11 protein-coding genes are annotated in these 17,903 nt (G+C 63.5%); 10 read left to right on the forward strand and 1 reads right to left on the reverse strand.

Features of this window, described 5'->3' with window-relative positions:
• Positions 1-469: 469 nt before the first annotated feature.
• The 5 genes from V5738_RS17115 to V5738_RS17135 all read left to right on the forward strand — a co-directional run bounded on the left by V5738_RS17115 (position 470) and on the right by V5738_RS17135 (position 6,394).
• Positions 470-1,303: a p-hydroxycinnamoyl CoA hydratase/lyase gene (locus tag V5738_RS17115; RefSeq protein ID WP_423822022.1), complete on the forward strand. Its 834-nt coding sequence runs from the start codon at positions 470-472 to the stop codon at positions 1,301-1,303.
• 100 nt (positions 1,304-1,403) lie between these two features.
• Complete coding sequence (locus tag V5738_RS17120) at positions 1,404-2,924, forward strand: AMP-binding protein (protein WP_423822023.1); 1,521 nt, start codon at positions 1,404-1,406, stop codon at positions 2,922-2,924.
• Between the two features lie 595 nt (positions 2,925-3,519).
• Positions 3,520-4,599, forward strand: coding sequence for a Rieske 2Fe-2S domain-containing protein (locus tag V5738_RS17125; RefSeq protein WP_423822024.1), 1,080 nt, complete (start codon positions 3,520-3,522; stop codon positions 4,597-4,599).
• Positions 4,600-4,615: 16 nt separating this feature from the next.
• Positions 4,616-5,344: a GntR family transcriptional regulator gene (locus V5738_RS17130; RefSeq protein WP_423822025.1), complete on the forward strand. Its 729-nt coding sequence runs from the start codon at positions 4,616-4,618 to the stop codon at positions 5,342-5,344.
• 51 nt (positions 5,345-5,395) lie between these two features.
• Positions 5,396-6,394 carry a PDR/VanB family oxidoreductase gene (locus tag V5738_RS17135; RefSeq protein WP_423822026.1) on the forward strand — a complete coding sequence of 333 codons (999 nt, stop codon included), beginning with the start codon at positions 5,396-5,398 and terminating at the stop codon, positions 6,392-6,394.
• A 171-nt stretch (positions 6,395-6,565) separates the two neighbouring features.
• Here the strand turns inward: V5738_RS17135 and V5738_RS17140 are convergent, their stop codons facing one another.
• Positions 6,566-7,819 (reverse strand): Glu/Leu/Phe/Val family dehydrogenase, encoded by a 1,254-nt coding sequence (locus V5738_RS17140; RefSeq protein ID WP_423822027.1) that lies wholly within the window; start codon positions 7,817-7,819, stop codon positions 6,566-6,568.
• A gap of 793 nt (positions 7,820-8,612) precedes the next feature.
• Here V5738_RS17140 and V5738_RS17145 point away from each other — a divergent pair.
• The 5 genes from V5738_RS17145 to V5738_RS17165 all read left to right on the forward strand — a co-directional run bounded on the left by V5738_RS17145 (position 8,613) and on the right by V5738_RS17165 (position 16,862).
• Positions 8,613-9,362, forward strand: a complete 750-nt coding sequence (locus V5738_RS17145; RefSeq protein ID WP_423822029.1) for an SDR family oxidoreductase — start codon at positions 8,613-8,615, stop codon at positions 9,360-9,362.
• 76 nt (positions 9,363-9,438) lie between these two features.
• On the forward strand, positions 9,439-10,158 hold the full coding sequence (locus tag V5738_RS17150) for an SHOCT domain-containing protein (RefSeq protein WP_423822030.1): 720 nt from the start codon (positions 9,439-9,441) through the stop codon (positions 10,156-10,158).
• A 294-nt stretch (positions 10,159-10,452) separates the two neighbouring features.
• A complete protein-coding gene (locus V5738_RS17155; RefSeq protein ID WP_423822031.1) occupies positions 10,453-13,176 on the forward strand; it encodes a M16 family metallopeptidase in 2,724 nt (907 codons plus the stop codon).
• Between the two features lie 105 nt (positions 13,177-13,281).
• On the forward strand, positions 13,282-14,046 hold the full coding sequence (gene dsbG / locus V5738_RS17160) for a thiol:disulfide interchange protein DsbG (RefSeq protein WP_423822032.1): 765 nt from the start codon (positions 13,282-13,284) through the stop codon (positions 14,044-14,046).
• Positions 14,047-14,141: 95 nt separating this feature from the next.
• On the forward strand, positions 14,142-16,862 hold the full coding sequence (locus V5738_RS17165) for a M16 family metallopeptidase (RefSeq protein WP_423822033.1): 2,721 nt from the start codon (positions 14,142-14,144) through the stop codon (positions 16,860-16,862).
• Positions 16,863-17,903 lie beyond the last annotated feature (1,041 nt).

Genomic DNA, 17,903 nt, shown 5'->3' on the forward strand with positions numbered 1-17,903 from the left:
AGATTGAGTCAGGGCTTGCCGATGTGTCGTGCGAGGCGCGCGCGGCTATTCGACTTCCCTGCTTACCGCCGCGGCCTGAGCCCGCTGTCATCGATATCACGAGCACACCTTCCGGGGCGGCCAAAAACCGGCCGCGGCTTGGTATGTACTGCTCTTCAGCCGGGCAAGCTGGCTGTGTGCTTCGATACACCCTCATGATTCGTGGCCACCCCTCAGGCCGGCAAGATCGGATTGTATCTGTACCCCACCGTCGGATGAGCTGACCCGGCCCCGATAACCGGCGGCTTGTGTAGATCCGCCAGTGCTGCGCCATATCGCGGATACGACGCCGCTTCGGCCGCATGCGCCATCCCCTAGCTCTGCAGCCAGCATTGGTCTAGCGATCCTAAGTTGTACGACTTTTTAGTTATTTATAATAATTTGTGTATCGGGAATAATTGCACTTTTAATGCATGCAGATGGAGTCCTAATGGCTGACTATGCCAACCGCTGGTCCACGGTTCTGGTCGATGTCGATAGCACGGGTATTGCCTGGGTTACGCTGAATCGACCGGATAAGCGCAACGCGATGAACCCGACCCTCAATCGCGAGATGATCGACGTGCTCGAGACGCTCGAGCTCGATACCGACGCCCGGGTTCTGGTGCTGACCGGCGCAGGTGAGTCCTGGACCGCCGGCATGGATCTCAAGGAATACTTTCGGGAAATCGACGCACAACCAGAAATCGTCCAGGAGCGCATTCGTCGCGACTGCTCGCAATGGCAGTGGAAGCTACTGCGCTTCTACTCCAAGCCGACCATCGCCATGGTCAACGGCTGGTGCTTCGGCGGTGGCTTTTCGCCACTGGTGGCCTGCGATCTGGCGCTCGCCGACGAAACAGCCGTGTTCGGCCTGTCCGAGATCAACTGGGGCATCCCGCCCGGCAATCTGGTCAGCAAGGCCCTGGCCGATACCATCGGCCACCGCGAAGCGCTGTACTACATCATGACCGGTGACACCTTCACCGGTGCCGAGGCCGCGGCCATGGGCTTGATCAACCGCAGTGTGCCCGGCGCCGAGCTACGCGAAGCGGTGACCGAACTGGCAGGCAAACTCACCGACAAGAACCCGGTCGCCCTGCGCTACGCCAAGCATGGCTTCAAGCGTTGCCGCGAACTGACCTGGGAACAGAACGAAGACTATCTGTACGCCAAGATCGACCAGTCCAACCATCGCGACCCTGAACAGGGCCGTGCTCAGGGCCTCAAGCAGTTTCTGGACGACAAAACGATCAAGCCCGGCTTGCAGGCCTATCAACGCTAGGCCGCTGGCCACTGCTAGGGCGGCCGTCATGCCATCGCCGCCGGTCGTCCGACCGGCGGCCGTGCCGCCGCCTGCTCCCCGACTTGGCAAGGAAACTCTTATGTCCCCATGGAACATGCCGGATCCGGTTACCCTGCATGCGTACGGGCAACCGGACCAGCTGGCGTGTCACGATATCGCGACCGGACGCCGCTGGACCTATGCAGAATTCGATCGCGCGATCCAGCAAACCCTGGCGCTGCTTGCCCAACACTACCCCATCGGCCCGGGCGACCGCGTCGCGACCGTGGCCAACAACGGCGCTGACTTACTCATCCTTGATTTGGCGGTCGAACGGCTGGGCGCTATTTTCGCGCCCCTGAATTATCGGCTGTCGGCGGCCGAGCTGGGCACCATCATCGAAGATTGTCAGCCGCGACTGGTGGTGACCGATCGCCAAGAGCGACTATCGGGCCTGCCGGCGGAGTGCCAGAGCGTCGAGGTCGCCGAGCTGGCGCAGCAGGCCGCAAGCTACGCTCCGGCACCACGGTCCAAAGCCTGGCCCAGCGACAGCACCAAGATCCTCCTTTATACCTCCGGCACCTCCGGGCGCCCCAAAGGGGTCATGGTCACCGGGGACAATATCAACGCCACCGCCTTCAACTTCGGCGTGCCAGGACGCGTCGCCTGGAACAGCGTCTTTCTGTGCGATGCGCCAATGTTTCATGTGATCGGCCTGCTGCCGAGCATGCGGACAGCACTACTGTTCGGCGGTGCCCTGCATATCACTCCAGGCTTCGATCCCGAGCGCACCAATCGCCTGCTGGCCGACCCGGATATCGGCGTGACTCACTACTTCTGCGTGCCCAAGATGGCCAATATGCTCGCCGAGCAGTCGAATTTCGCCCCGGCCCGGTGGCGGCACCTGCAAGCTTTGTTCACCGGCGGCTCCCCGATTTCGCCGGCCGAGGTGAACTGGTGGCTCGAACACGGCATCAAGATCTCGAACGGTCTGGGCATGACGGAAGCCGGCACCATCATGCATGTACCGCTCGACCCGAAGCTGATTGCCGAAACCGCGGGCAGCGTCGGTCTGCCCGCCCCGTTTCTAGCCGTCCGCCTGGTCGACGAAGACGAAAACGATGTCGGCCCGGGCGAAGCCGGCGAGATCTTCGTACGCGGGCCCAACGTGACCCCGGGCTACTGGAATCGCCCAGACGAGACGGCCCGCGCCTTGAGCGAGGACGGCTGGCTGCGCACGGGCGATATCGGCCAGGCCGACGCCAACGGCCATATCACGATCAAGGACCGTAAGAAGGATATGTTCATTTCGGGCGGCGAGAACGTCTTTCCTACGGAAGTCGAAAACGCGCTAATCGCCCATATCGAGGTCGCCGAGGCAGCCGTCGTTGGGGTGGCCGACCGCAGCTGGGGCGAAGTCGGCCATGCCTATGTGGTGCTCGTGCCCGGATCACAGATCGATGCCGACGACTTGATCGCGCATTGCCAGCAACGGCTAGCGCGCTACAAGATCCCGAAGCGCGTTGTGATCGTCGAAGCGCTACCGCGCAACGCCGCCGGCAAGCTCATGAAACAGGCGCTCACGAACACCGAAACCGCAGCCAGCCCGTCAGTCATGTAAGCCGTAGAGGATAAACCCGGCAAGCCCGAGGCCTGCGCTGCATAAACTGGCAGGCCGTACCGCCGGCCGGCAATCGACGGTGAGCCACCGCCTGTGTGATCGATATCGACCCAGCCGGCGTCGATCCTTCGACGCCATGACGGTCGGCGCCGGCCGGGCGGCTTTGCCCTGCGGGCCGTCTAATGTCGGGCGGCCCGGCCCCGGCAAGAGCCGCGATGGGCCGTTGCACGGCAACGACGCTCTATCGGGCACGGTAATCCAACTAGTTGTATACAGGCCTAGCGGCGCATGCCTACAGCCCCTTCCCCGCGCCGAGCTGATATACCTCATTTAAAACAGCATCTTTTAGAGCAAACCAGGCTTTAGAGCCGTACTCGTACAGCCACAACCAGTACACGCATCCGCCCAGTCACATCGCCAATCCGGCTCATACTTTCGCCTATAAGACCAAAGGCCGACATCAGGCACAATCACAAGCTTCTGACTATAAACAAAAAACTCATAGCATCCTGTTTTGCACTCGCCACGATCGATATAGACAATATGTATACATAATGAATACCCAAACCTAGCGGACACGCTTCGGAGGAGACCCATGACGGAACGCAGCTACCCACGCAACGCCTGGTATGCCGCCGCTTGGAGCCATGAAATCGAACGCGATTTATCGGCCCGCAAGATCTGCGATACCGACCTGGTGCTGTATCGCAAGACCGACGGCGAAGTCACCGCCCTGGAAGATGCCTGTTGGCATCGCCTGCTGCCGCTGTCGATGGGCAAGCTGGACGGTGATCGCGTGATGTGTGGCTACCACGGCCTTAAGTTCGACAGCGACGGCCGCTGTGTCTACATGCCCTCGCAGGAAACCGTGAACCCCTCGGCCTGCGTACGGCATTTCCCGACCGTCGAACGCCATTCCCTGGTCTGGGTCTGGCCGGGCAATCCGGCGCTGGCCGACCCTGACGACGTACCCGATTTCCATTGGAACGACGCCCCACAGTTGGCTGGCCGCGGCGGCACCTTCTACAGCCTCGGCTGCAACTACCGTCTGCTGGTCGACAACCTCATGGATCTGACCCACGAAACCTTCGTGCATGCCGGCAGCATCGGCCACGACGCGATCACTCGTACACCGTTCGAAGTCGAACACGACGACCGTTTCGTGACCATGACCCGCTGGATGCTCGATCACGATGCCCCGCCCTTCTGGGCCTGGCAGCTCGGCCGCGACGTGGCCGTCGATCGCTGGCACAAGATCCGCTTCGAGGCGCCCTCTACGGTGGTCGGCGACGTCGGCGTGGCCGAGACCGGCACCGGCGCCCCCGAGGGCGATCGCTCGCAGGGCGTGACCGGCTATTTCCTGGCGGCCATCACGCCGGAAACCGAAACCAGCTGCCATTATTTCTGGAACTTCGTCCGCGATCACCACATCGACGATCCAGAGTGGACCGACGCCCTGCATACCGCCCACGTCAACGGTGAATCGGGCGTCTATGAACAGGACGTCGAGGTGCTCGAAGCCCAACAGGCCGCGATCGAGCGCCACAGCCGCATGCCGTTCTATCACCTGAACATCGATGCCGGCGCGCTCTGGGCCCGCCGGCTGATCGAACAACGCGTTGCCGCCGAGCCCGATGCGCCGATCCGGCCCGTGAAAACAGCCAGCGCCGGCTGAGCACGGGAGCGCGGTCATGCAACAAAGCACCAAGGCACTGCTGCGTCTACGGCAGATGATTCTCGACGGCGAGCTGCCAGTAGACGAACGGCTATCGGAACCCAAGCTGGTCGAACGTGTGGCCGTCTCGCGTACGCCGATTCGCGTAGCGCTGGTCCGGCTCGAACACGAAGGATTGATCGAGGCCCTCCCTTCGGGCGGTTACAAGATCCGGGTATTCGATAAGCAGGATGTGTTCGATGCGATCGAGCTGCGCGGCACACTCGAGGGGCTAGTCGCCCGGCGCGCGGCTGAAAACCGGCCGACACGAGCCGCTCTGGCCGGGCTGGCCCGAACGGTCGCCGAGCTCGACGACATCCTGTCCGGCAGCACCCTGAGCGAAGACGATTTTTCTCGATATATGAATGCCAATGCGGCTTTCCACGACACGCTGCAAGAACTCGCAGCCAGCGCGGTGCTGCGCGAGTCGTTGGCGCGCTCTGCGGCCATGCCGTTTGCTTCGCCCAGTGCCTTCGTCATGGCCCAGGCCGGCCTGCCCGAGTCCCATGAGATCCTCAAGATCGCTCAGTACCAGCATCACCGCCTGTTCGAGGCGATCGAGGCCGGCGAGTCCAGCCGTGCCGAAGACCTGGCTCGCGAACATGCCCGCTTGGCCAAACGCAATCTCGAGATCGTGCTCGAACACGGTCCGGACAGGGTGCATCTGCCCGGTCTGCAGCTGATCAAAAACGCCGGCGCGCTGTAAGCGCCAACACAGGCACGCCCGGCGATTTTCAAAGTTTTCAGGAGTCCTGTCATGGCTACCCACCAACAGTTCAACCCGGCGCGGCTGGTCGCCACGCACGATGTTGCCGACGGCATCCGGGTCTTCGATATCGAACCGGTCGACGGTCTTCGCCCGCATGCGCCGGGCAGTCATATCGATGTCGAAGTTCTGGTCGATGACCGGCCGCAGTATCGTTCGTTCTCGCTGATCGATAATGCTGCCGAAACCGGCGTCTACCGGATCGCGGTCAAGGACCGACCGGACGGCCACGGCGGCTCGCGCTATCTCTGGTCGCTCGTCGCCGGTGACCGGCTGCGTGTCAGCGACCCCAAGGACCGATTCGCCCTGTCGTATCGTGCCCCCGAGGCGCTGCTGGTCGCCGGCGGCATCGGTATTACCCCGCTGTACGGCATGGCACGGGCGCTGAATCGCGCCGGACGCCGGCTACGGCTTTTGTATACTGCCCGCAGTCGCGAAGAAATGGCCTTCGTCGACGAGCTCGCCGCCGAACTCGGCGACCGCCTGGAGCTGTTCGTGACCGGCGCCGGCCAGCGGCTGGATCCGGGCGCAATCATTAACGATCTAGCCGCCGACGCCGAACTCTATATCTGTGGTCCGCAGTCACTACGAGAAGCGTTTCTCGGCGCCTGGCTGGCACGCGGCCGGCCGGCCGAGCGCTTCCGCTTCGAGACCTTTGCCAGCAGCGGCCGACTGCCGGATACAGCATTCAACGTCCGGGTGGCCAATCGCGACCTCGATTTCACGGTCGCCCAGGATCAGTCGCTGCTCGATGCCCTGCGCGCGCACGGCGTGGACGATGTCCTCTACGACTGCGAACACGGCGAGTGCGGACTATGCACGATCGACGTACTCGAACACAGCGGCGAGCTGGATCATCGGGACGTATTCTATAGCCCCCGCCAGAAAACCACCGACACACGCATGTGTGCCTGCGTGTCGCGGGTCCATAACGGGCATCTGGTGATCGATACCTCGCGGCACGCGGTCGATACCGGGCGCCCAGACTGACAACGCCGGCCCGGGCGGTTTGGCGTGGCCTGTCGCCCTCGTATATCGGGCGAGGCCCCGAGGGGCCGCCGGCAGAACCGTCTCGACCGCCGAGGCCTTGGTGCCTCGTTCCTACGCGGCAACACAGCCGGCCACGGTGAAATCCACGCATTGACCGTGGCCAGCTAACGATCAGGCGTTACTGAAAAACGCGCTGGTGCCGGTCGCCGCCGTGGCAGCATCGATCTTTTCCAAGGCCATGATATAGGCCGCGGTCCGATAATCGACATCGTGCTGGTCGGCACGATCGGCTACCGCCTGGGTGGCTTCGACCATGCGCGTGTTCAAACGCTCGGCCACGGTATCGGCTTCCCAATACCAGGCCTGGCGGTTCTGGACCCACTCGAAATAGCTCACCGTTACCCCGCCGGCATTGGCCAGGATATCGGGCAGTACGGCCACGTTATTGTCGATGAGCGTGGCATCGGCGTCGCTGGCAATCGGGCCGTTGGCGATTTCCACGATCACCCCAGCAGCGACCTGATCGGCGTTGTCGGCAGTGATCACCGACTCCAGCGCGGCCGGCGCCAGCACATCGACATCGAGGGTCACCAGATCGGCGTTCGAGAGCTGCTCGCCTTCGGCCTCGGTCACCGAGCCGTGGTTGGCTTTGGTCTCGGCCAGACTATCGATATCCAGACCGTTGTCGTTGTAGACACCGCCCGAGGAGTCGCTGACCGCAACCACCGTATAGCCAGCATCCGCACACAGCTTGGCGAAACGCTGCCCGGCATTGCCGAAGCCTTGGATGGCGACGGTCGTGCCGTCGATATCGCGCTCCCAGCGTTCCATCATTGTCGCCAGGGTGTGATAAGCCCCGTCGCCGGTGGCGGTCGTGCGCCCGGCCGAGCCGCCCATCTCGATCGGCTTACCGGTGATCACGCCCGGCGCGTGTGCGCGGGTGATGATGCGGTATTGATCTGCCATCCAGCCCATGACACGCGGATTGGTATTGACGTCCGGGGCCGGGATGTCGGTATCAGGGCCGATGGCATCGGCGACCTGGTCGATATACGTCCGCGACAACCGTTCCAGCTCGGCCCGCGACAGCTGCTTGGGATCGACCGCGACCCCGCCTTTGCCACCGCCGAAAGGCAGCCCCATCACGGCACACTTCATCGCCATCCAGAACGACAGGGTCGACACTTCGTCGGCATTGACGTCGGGATGGAAACGAATACCGCCCTTGGCCGGGCCGAGCGTGGTGTCGTAGCGCACCCGATAGCCAGAAAACACAGTCAACCGGCCGTCGTCGTGGCGCAGCGGCACAGCGACCTTGAGCGCGGCATCCGGCTGGGCGAGCCCCTGGGCCACGTCTTCTGAAATCTCAATATGCTCAAGCGCGGCTTCGATGCGCGCGCTGGCGCCGTCGAACAAACTGGGCATGGTGTTCACTTGTCTTAAGTAAGCCGGCCATGCTGACTGGCCCCCAAGGGCTTGAAAACCGTAATTTCCCGGGCTTGGTCTAGGGCCTGTTGTAAGTGTCGTCCGAGCGCTGCCTTGCTGCCCCAGTCGTGCCTGGCAAGGCGTGAGACCCAGGTTTGGAGCGAGCCCCAATCGAGGCTCGCAACGCGGCCCGCTGCGATTTGGGGCATACCCCTTCGAAACGAGGACGGCTTGCCCACAATCCAGCGTGGCCGCTTGCTGACGTCGCGCCACAACGCCGCCCTCGCAGCGCCTCGACTTACAGCCCAGCCGCCCTGCAAACCGCTCTGGGCGCGGACTCGTATGAAACCTCGACACGCGCCAGGTTCGCCCCAGGGCCGGCCGAGACCGGGGTGGCATCGCTTGGCACGGACCGCCGAGCCGCAACGCCAGAGAGATCGCGGCGATCACCGCCGATACGCCACGCTTCGACGCATGCTCGCCGTAGACTCGTCGGCAGCACCGGATCGAAGCCATATCTCGCGACCGCAGCCCGGCCGGGCTACCGAGACGCCGCTCTGCGAGCATGCCAAACCACGATGCCAACGCTATCACCGCGCCCCGGACGGCCAGGCGCTTCGAAAAACCGGCCCGGTGCCACAGGCCGTATCGCCCCGCGCTGGGCAAGGCGTCATCCGCACTGGAAAAGCATACGAACCGACTTGAGCCCGGCCACTGCGTTGGCCGTCTGGCCACAGGGGGACCGGTAGCTTAGGCTGAGACGCGTTCTTTTGTTCCAGTACAAGGATGTGTCATGGACAAGGTAATGATCGTGACCGGCGGCAGCCGCGGGATCGGCGCGGCGACGTCGCTGATGGCCGCCAAATACGGCTACAAGGTCGCCGTCAACTATCGCGGCAATCGCGATGCCGCCGAGGCCGTGGTCTCGGCGATCGAAAAAGACGGCGGCCGCGCGATCGCGGTACAGGCCGATGTGTCGGTCGAAGACGACGTAGTGGCCCTGTTCAACGCAGTCGACGAACACCTCGGGCCGGTCACCGCGCTGGTCAATAACGCCGGGATCGTGGACGATCCGTCGACGGTGGCCGATATGAGCGCCGAACGCATCGAGCGCATGATGCGTATCAACGTCGTCGGCCCCTTCGTCTGTGCCCGGGAAGCGATCCGGCGCATGGGCACCGACCATGGCGGCCAGGGCGGTGTGATCGTCAACGTCTCTTCGGCGGCTAGCCATGCCGGCGGTGGCGGCGGTGCCGGCACCTATATCGACTACGGCGCTTCCAAAGGCGCGATCGATACCATGACCGAAGGTCTGGCTCAGGAAGTCGCCGGCGAAAACATCCGCGTCAACGCGGTGCGCCCGGGCGTGATCGATACCGAAATCCATGCCAGTGGCGGCCAGCCGAACAAACCCCAGGAAGCGCCGGCCAAGATCCCGCTCGGCCGCATCGGCACACCGGAAGACATTGCCGAGGCAATCCTCTATCTCAGCGAGGCCCAGTTCACCACCGGCGCCCTGCTGGACGTCGACGGCGGGGTATAAAATCGTCGTGGCCGGCGCGCACAAAGCGTGCGTGCTGGCCTAAACTGGCGGCATCACCCGACAACCGGTGGCCGCTATGACGCGTTTGACTTCCCGTGCCGAACAGATCGCCGACGACCTGGCTCGACAGCACGGCTTCAGCACCGAGGCGGTACGGCATATGATCCGTGCCGTAGATGCCGGCTGGGGCAGCATGGCCTCGTTTGACCACCCGGAATTCGGCGGCCCGGGCCAATGGATGCAGGGCGGCATGATCATGCTCGGGGAGCCGTTCAACCATGGTCTACGGGCTAAGGTCGACGCGCTGTGCAACGAGATCGCCGGCGTCTACGAAGCCGAAACCCGGCTCATCGATCGTCCCTCCAGCCAGGCCAGCCAGAGCGCCTGGCCCTCAGCCCTGGGCACCCCTGCCACGACCGGCAGCCAGGGCGATATGCACTATGCTTATTTCCCGACCACCCGCCGCCTGGCGTTGATCCGTAGCGGCCGGCTACAGATCTTCGATACCGGCGATCACCGCATTACCGGCGTGGCTCAGCAGCAAAACAACCGGAGTAGCGACGTCAGCTTTGTCAGCCAGCATGGCACTGTCGATCTGGACGCGCTTACACCGATAGAGGCTCCCATCCCCGACCGGCCTGCCCAGCCGACGACGACAGCGCCGGCCACCGCGACCAACGAAGCCAGTACCGATGTCATCCAGGCCATCGAGCGCCTGGGCGAACTGCGCGATCGCGGCCTGCTCACCGATGACGAATTCAGCGCCAAGAAAACCGAGCTGCTGTCGCGTCTGTGATTCCAAGCGGCTACCGAAACGCCTTAAACGCGCACCGGCCTGCGCGCCGACCATCAGGCGATCGCTAAAGCGTGTCCGGGCGCGGCCTGAAACGTCGCCCGGCTTACGCCGCTTCTGCTGTTGGCTGCATCCTAAAACTATCTGACGGTGATCGTTTTTCGGCGATGCGCGCCGAACGCACGGCGATATAGACCGATCCGGCAGACAACCGTCGCGACCCACCCGCGCCAGCGTCCGAATTGACAGCCCCACCTGCCTGCGCTATCCGATTAGAGAGCTGTTCGGGGGGACACCATGCATCGACGATTCGCCATCGCGCTCGCAGCACTCGGCTGGGGGCTCATTTTCCACACCGCGGCAGCGGCCGATACCAAGCCGCAGCCCAAGCATAGCGACACGGCCGCTACCCAGACCGCGCCCGAACCGATCCGTACGACGCTGGACAACGGCCTGCGCGTCGTGATCATCACCAACCATCTGGCCCCGGTCGCGAGTTCGGTGGTGTCCTATGGCGTCGGCGGGCGCGATACGCCGGCCGACCACCCCGGTCTGGCGCATGCCGCCGAGCACATGATGTTTCAAGGCAGCCCCGGGCTGTCCCGAGACCAGAATCTGGCCCTGATCGCGGTCCTGGGCGGGGCCGCCAACGCCCGGACCCTGACCGACTTCACCCAGTATTACGCGACCGTACCGGCCCAGTACCTGGGGGTATTGCTGCATATGCAGGCCATTCATATGGCCGGGGCCAACGACACAGCTCAACGCTGGGCCAAAGAACGTCGCGCGATCCAAAACGAGGTCTCCGGCGATCTATCGAATCCGGCGTTTCGTGCCCGCGCTTGGCTACGCCAGCAACTGCTGGCCGGCACGCCTCTGGCCGATACGCCGCTGGGTACGGCCAAGGATTTCGATACCACCGACGCCAAGCGCATCGCCGCCTTTCACAAGGCCTGGTATACACCCAATAATGCCACGCTGACCGTTGTCGGGGATCTCGACCCACAGGTCGTGCTGGCCACAATCCGGAAACGCTTCGGCGATATTCCCCGCCGCGAGCTGCCCGACCATCCCAGCGGCCATCTCGATACCTTCGAGCCCGCCGAGCGCGAATTCGTCACCGATTCGGGCATCGGCTCGGTGACCGTCGGCTATCGCGCACCGGGCCAGGACGAGCCCCAGGCGACGGCCGCCCTGCGACTGCTTGGCGATATTCTCAATGATCAAGCCGGACCGCTGACCAGCCGACTAGTGGTCACTGGCCAAGCTCCGGCCGCCGGCGCCTCGACCACTGCCTATGCCACGGCGAGCACGGTGCTCGTCAGCGCATCTTTTCGACCGCGCCAGGATACCGACAAGCTCACCGAGGCTTTGACCAGCGTATTGCGCGAGGTGGGCCAGCATGGCGTGACCGCCAAGCAACTGGCGGCAGCTAAACGTCAGGAAGCTACGAGCCATGCCAGCCAGGAAGATTCGATTCCCGGGCTGGCCCAGGTCTGGTCTACGGCCCTGATGACCGGCTGGGACTCGCCCGCCCAGATCGCGGCACGCGTGCAGTCGGCCTCCCTCGAACAGATCAATACGCTCACCCAGCAGATCTTTGCCACCAACAAGCCGGTTGTCGCGAAACTCACGCCGATGGGCAGTGGCCAGGTGGCTTCGGTGGCCCAAACCAGCAATAGCGCAGACGAGACCCTGGGCAAAGAACACCCACCGACAGCCGATCTGCCCGACTGGGCAGCTGATCCGCTCACCGAGCTGCATGTCCCGAAACAGACGGTAGCGCCCGTCGAAGCCGATCTGGACAACGGCCTCAAGCTGATCGTGGTGCCTTCTTCGGATGTGCAGGCCGTGCATGTGCTGGGCGCCGTGACGAGCAATCCGTATCTGGAATCGCCCAAGGGACAGATGGGCGTTGCCGGCCTGGTCAATCAGCTGATGCGGTTCGGTACCACCGAACACGGACGTCTGGCCTTCCAGCAAGCCGCTCACGATATCGGCGCCAATATCTCAGTTGGCCAACAGTTCGCGATGACGGTCATGCCGAGCCAGCTCGACGCCGGGCTCAGGCTACTGGCCGAAGGCGAGCGCCAGCCGGCATTTCCAAAACGCCTGTTCGGCATCTTCAAACAGAACTATGCCGCTGCCATCCCCGGCGTGCTGGCCAGCGCCAACTATCGCAGCAGCCAAACCATGGCCGCGGGTCTACTGCCCAAAGACGACCCCAAGCTGCGGCAAGAAACAGTCGAGGACATCCAGTCGATCAGTTATGGCGACCTCAAGGCCTACTACCAGCGGGTATTTCGGCCCGGCGTCACGACCCTAGTCGTGATCGGCGACCTCGACCCGGCCCGTGTGCACAGGCTCGTCGCCCGGCACTTCGGCGACTGGGCGGCCGAGGGCGAGCGCCCGCAGTTGTTTCTCGATCCGGTGCCGCTCAACACCGCCCGCCGGTACCACGTCCCCGACGATACTCGCAGCCAGGATGCGGTCACCGAAGCCGAACTGGTCGATATCCGCCGTACCGACGAAGAGTTCGACGCGCTGGTGCTAGGCAATCAAATCTTGTTCGGCGGCATGCTCAACAGCCGGCTGTATCGTGCTCTGCGGCTGGAGCGCGGGCTGGTTTATCGAGTCGGATCGACGTTCAGCACCTCGCCGCACCGCACCAGTTTCGTCGTTGACTATGCCAGCGCGCCGAGCGACGTCGCCGCAGCCGAACGTGTGATCAAGGCCGAACTCAACGAACTGCGCGAGCATCCTGTGTCGGCGGCTACCCTGCGCCGGGCCAAGGTCGGCTTGCTGCGACATTTGGCGCTATCGGAGTACAGCGCAGATGCCATCGGGCGAGCGATCGGCAGGCGGGCGATCGAGGGCCTAGCGCTGGATGATCCGTATCGGCGAGCGGCCCAGGTACCCGCTATCGATGCCAAGCAGGTCCAGGCTGCATTCAAGAAATGGATCCGCCCCGAGGGCTTTGTCACTGTGGTCCGCGGCCCGACGCCGGATGCCGATCACTGAGCGCCCCTGGCCACCGTCGCAACCGCCGATGGCGCGCCAAATGACTGGACGCCGAGGAAAAACCGCGCATAGGCTGGCCGTCGAATCACCCAATCCTTGGATGCCATGGCTTCGCGTTTTTATTGTCTTGTGGCGCTGATCGGCCTATGGGCCACCGGCTCAGCACATGCCAGCGACTGGCCAGCGCCGATCCAGCAGATGGCCGACAAGGGCCTGACCATCGTCAAACGCTTCGATGCGCCCGGCGGGCTGACCGGCTATGCCGCCAAGGCCGGGCATACGCCGGTCACGCTGTACCTGACCCCGGACGGCCAGCATGTGGTCGTCGGCACCATGCTGGATGCCAAGGGCCATAATCTCAGTCAGGACGCCCTGGATGCCGCGATCACGAAGCCAGAACAGAAATCGGCCTGGTCACAGCTGGCCTCGACCGAATGGATCGCCGATGGGTCGTCCGATGCGCCGCGTACGGTATATGTGTTCACCGACCCGAACTGCCCCTATTGTCATACGTTCTACGAGCGGTCGCGGCCCTGGGTCGAAGCCGGCCAGGTCCAGCTGCGCCAGATCATGACCGGTATTCTCAAGCCTTCCAGCCCGGGCAAAGCCGCGGCGCTGCTCACAGCAGATGACCCGAGCGCGGCCTTTTATCGCCACGAGCGCCACTACAAGACCGGCGGCATCCAGCCACTAGACGATATCCCAACCCAGATCAGCCACCAGATCAGCGCCAACAATACGTTAATGGCAAGCCTCGGCATTCGCGGCACGCCGGGCATTGTCTACCAGCAAGACGACGGCAAGGTTCAGATCTATCAGGGCGTGCCCGACGGCGACACCCTGGCCCGCATCCTCGGACCCAAGCCTTGATCAATCCAGCCTGCGTTTGCCGACGACCGGCCCGGTCGTGGTACACCGTAGGCATTGTACGTTCGGCCGGCGTCGGCCACGAGGGAAAACTTTAGATGATGACACGCGTTCTACCGATCGCTGTCCTGGGTCTGGCAATGGCCAGCGCCCAGGCGGCCTCGTCCCAGGATAACGCCAGCCAAGTCGCTCAGAGCGAGCCGGCAAGCCAACAGGCCAGCACCGCCAACGCCGCGGTACAGCGTAAAACGCTGAAAAACGGCCTACAGGTGATCGTGGTGCCGGATCGCATGGCGCCGGTGGCGACCACGATGTTGACCTACAAAGCCGGCTCGCGCGAAGCGCCGGAGGGCTTTCCCGGCATGGCGCACGCCCAGGAACACATGATGTTCCGCGGCTCCAAGGATCTTTCGGCCGACCAGATCGCAGCGATCGGTGCGGCGCTCGGTGGACACTCGAACGCGTTCACCACCAACGATTCGACCACCTATTACTACACGGTGCCGAATCAGTTCACCGATGTCGCTCTGCGCCTGCACGCCGAGCGCATGAAAAACGTGCTAGACCGGCCCAAGGACTGGAAGCAGGAACGCGGCGCGATCGAGCAGGAAGTCAGCCAGGACATGTCCTCGCCGATCCAGGTCGCGATCAAGCGTATGCGCGCAGCGCTGTATAAAGGCACCCCCTATTCGCATGATGCGCTGGGCACCCGCGAGTCCTTCGACAAGACCACGGCCAAGATGCTCAAGAGCTTCCACGACCAGTGGTATACGCCGAACAACGCCGTGCTGGTGGTCGCTGGCAACGTGGATGCCGACAAGATTCTGACCGAAGCCCAGGACCTGTTCGGCGGCATCGACGCCAAGAAACTGCCCGACCGTCGTGCCGTCGAGCCGGGCAAGATCGATTCCAAAACCATTCGTATGCCCACCGATAGCGGCGTCGGGTTCGCTATTCTCGGCTCGCGCGCCCCAGGCAGCCGCGATGTGCAAGGCATGGCGACCACCGAAGTGCTGGCCAGCGTGCTCAACAACCCGCGCGGGCCGCTGTATAGCCAGATGGTCGCCAGCGGCAAAAGCCTGGCTGCCCGCTATACCACCCTACCGGCCGCCCTCGGTTCGATCGGCGTCAGCTATGTGGTGTTTCCCAAGGGCGCCGATGCCGACGGCCTGGTCAAACAGATGCGCTCGATTCTGGGCGATATCGCCGAAAACGGTATCAGCACCGATCAGGTCGCCGCAGCCAAACGCCAGCTGATCACCCAGGACACTGCCGCCCAAGACTCTATCTCAGGCCTGGCCCACCGCTGGACCCAGGCGGTCGCGGTCGATCAGCTGAACTCGCCGGCCCAGCAGTTGGCCGCGATCAAAAACGTCACCGCAGACGACATCAATCAAATGCTGTCGCGCCTGACGCAGAAAGACCACAGCATACTGGCGATCCTCAAGCCCGAAGGCTCGGGCGCGCCCCAAACCGGCGGCGGCTATGGCGGCAGCGAATCGTTCAAGCCGAAAAACGTCGGCAACGTCAAACTGCCCGACTGGGCGGCTAAACCGCTGTCCGAGATCGTCGCCCCCGAGCAGTCGATCAAGCCGGTCAAGACCACGCTGGCCAATGGCTTAACCGTGATCACCGTGCCCTCGGACTCGGTGCATGCCATGCATGTCTACGGCCATATTCGCAACGAACCGGATCTGCAGGAACCGGAACACAAGAAAGGCGTCGCCAACGTACTATCGCAGCTGCTCGACTTCGGCACGAAAAAGCACGGCCGCAAGGACTATCAGGCGGCCCTCGATGCCATCGGTGCCCAGGCCTCGGCCGGCAGCAACTTCTCGCTGACCGTCCTGCCCGAGCATTTCGATCGCGGCTTGGATCTACTGGCCGAGAACGAACTGCAGCCCGCCCTGCCCAAAGCCGCTTTCAAGCGGCTCCAGCAGCGCACCGCGGCTTCGGTGGCCGGCACCATCAATAGTCCCGACTTCAAGGCTGGCCAGGCCATGCGTCGCGGCATCCTGCCCAAAGACGATCCCGCGCTGCGCTATGCCACGCCGAAATCGGTGGCCGGGCTGGCCTACAGCGATGTCACCGATTATTACCAAAAGGCATTCCGACCGGACCTGACCACGATCGTGGTGGTCGGTGATGTCGATCCAGCCCAGGCCAAAAAAGCTGTGGCCAGCGCTTTCGGCGACTGGCAATCCCAGGGCGAAAAGCCGGATGTGACGCTGCCTAAAGTGCCGGACAACAAAGCGAGCTTCCACCATGTCCCGGACCAAGCTCAAACGCAGGATACCGTCCAGCTCGCCGAATCGCTCGGCCTGAGCACCCAGAACGCCGATTATCATGCACTGACAATGGCCAATCAGGTACTCACCGGCGGGGTCTTCGCCAGCCGGCTATATCGCGAGCTGCGGGTCCAACGCGGATTGGTCTATTACGTCTCCTCGGGGCTTTCGACCAGCCGGACCCGAACCCAGCTGACCTTCCAGTACGGCAGCGACCCGGACAAGGTCGACCAGGCCGACAAACTGATTCGGCATGCCCTGGTCCAGCTGGCCAAGGTGCCGATCTCGGAAGACGAACTGCACCGAGCCCGAGCCGGACTGGTCCGCCAAGTGCCGCTGAACGAGGCCGGCGCCGATTCGATCGGCTACGGTCTGCTGTCGCGGGTCGAGCTCGACCAGCCGCTCGATGAGCCCTATCGGGCCGCCCGGGCGTACCAATCGATCGATGCCAAGCAGATCCAGGCTGCGGTCAAGAAATGGTTCCGCCCGGACGATCTGGTACGCGTAGTCCAGGGCCCGAAGCCAAAATAATCTCGTTCAACGGGATTCACGGCCGGCCGCATCTGCGGCCGGCTTTTTATTGTTGTGTGTAGGCCAGTGTATTCCGATCCCGCCGCCGGACACCCGCCGCCGCTGTGCGTCTGCGTCGCCGCGTCATGGGACGGAATACAAACCAGACCGGCCACGGCATCGCCGGCCCGCTCTGTATTCGGCCCTTGGGCGCAGCGCCGAGCAGCGGAGGCCGCAAGCGACTAAGACGGCCGGATGTCTGAGTCGTGCGTAGCACGGCGAGTCTCCGGCCGTCCGCTTGCGGCCGCAGCCGCGCAGGGCACCGATGCGTCAGCATCGGCGCAAGACAGGGTGCCTTTCTTTTGGTGACTTTTCTTGGGCAAGCAAGAAAAGCCACTCGCGCATCAGCGCGAAACAGCCCGGCGTGGCCGGCACGTGGGTTATTCAAAGCACTTTGGCTCAGGATCTGGCGTATCTGATTCTGACCACGAGGCGAGTTAGAACTCGGTTTCGCACTGTTGTGCGAGCCCCTTCTTTTGCTTGCCCAAAAGAAGGAGCCAAGAAAAAGGCACCCGAACACGGCGCCGGCTAACGCCGGTGCACTCCGATGCTCGCGGCGACGGGATGCGGCCAGAACTCGGGCCGCTTTGGCGACCCTCAAACAGCTGGCCGCACCGGCGCTGTGCGCCGGACACCCGTCGCCGCTGCGCGTCTGCGTCGCCGCGTCACGGGACGGAATACAAACCAGACCGTCCACGGCATCGCCGGCCCGCTCTGTATTCGGCCCTTGGGCGTAGCGCCGAGCAGTGGAGGCCGCAAGCGATAAAGACGGCCGGATGTTTGAGTCGTGCGTAGCACGGCGAGTTTCCGGCCGTCCGCTTGCGGCCGCAGCCGCGCAGGGCACCGATGCGCAAGCATCGGCGCAAGACAGGGTGCCTTTCTTTTGGTGACTTTTCTTGGGCAAGCAAGAAAAGCCACTCGCGCATCAGCGCGAAACAGCCCGGTGTGGCTGGCTCGTGGGTTGTTCAAAGCACGTTGGCTTGGGATCTGGCGTAGCTGATT

The organism is Salinisphaera sp. SPP-AMP-43 (assembly GCF_049568105.1).
In the GTDB taxonomy this organism is placed as follows: Bacteria; Pseudomonadota; Gammaproteobacteria; order Nevskiales; family Salinisphaeraceae; genus Salinisphaera.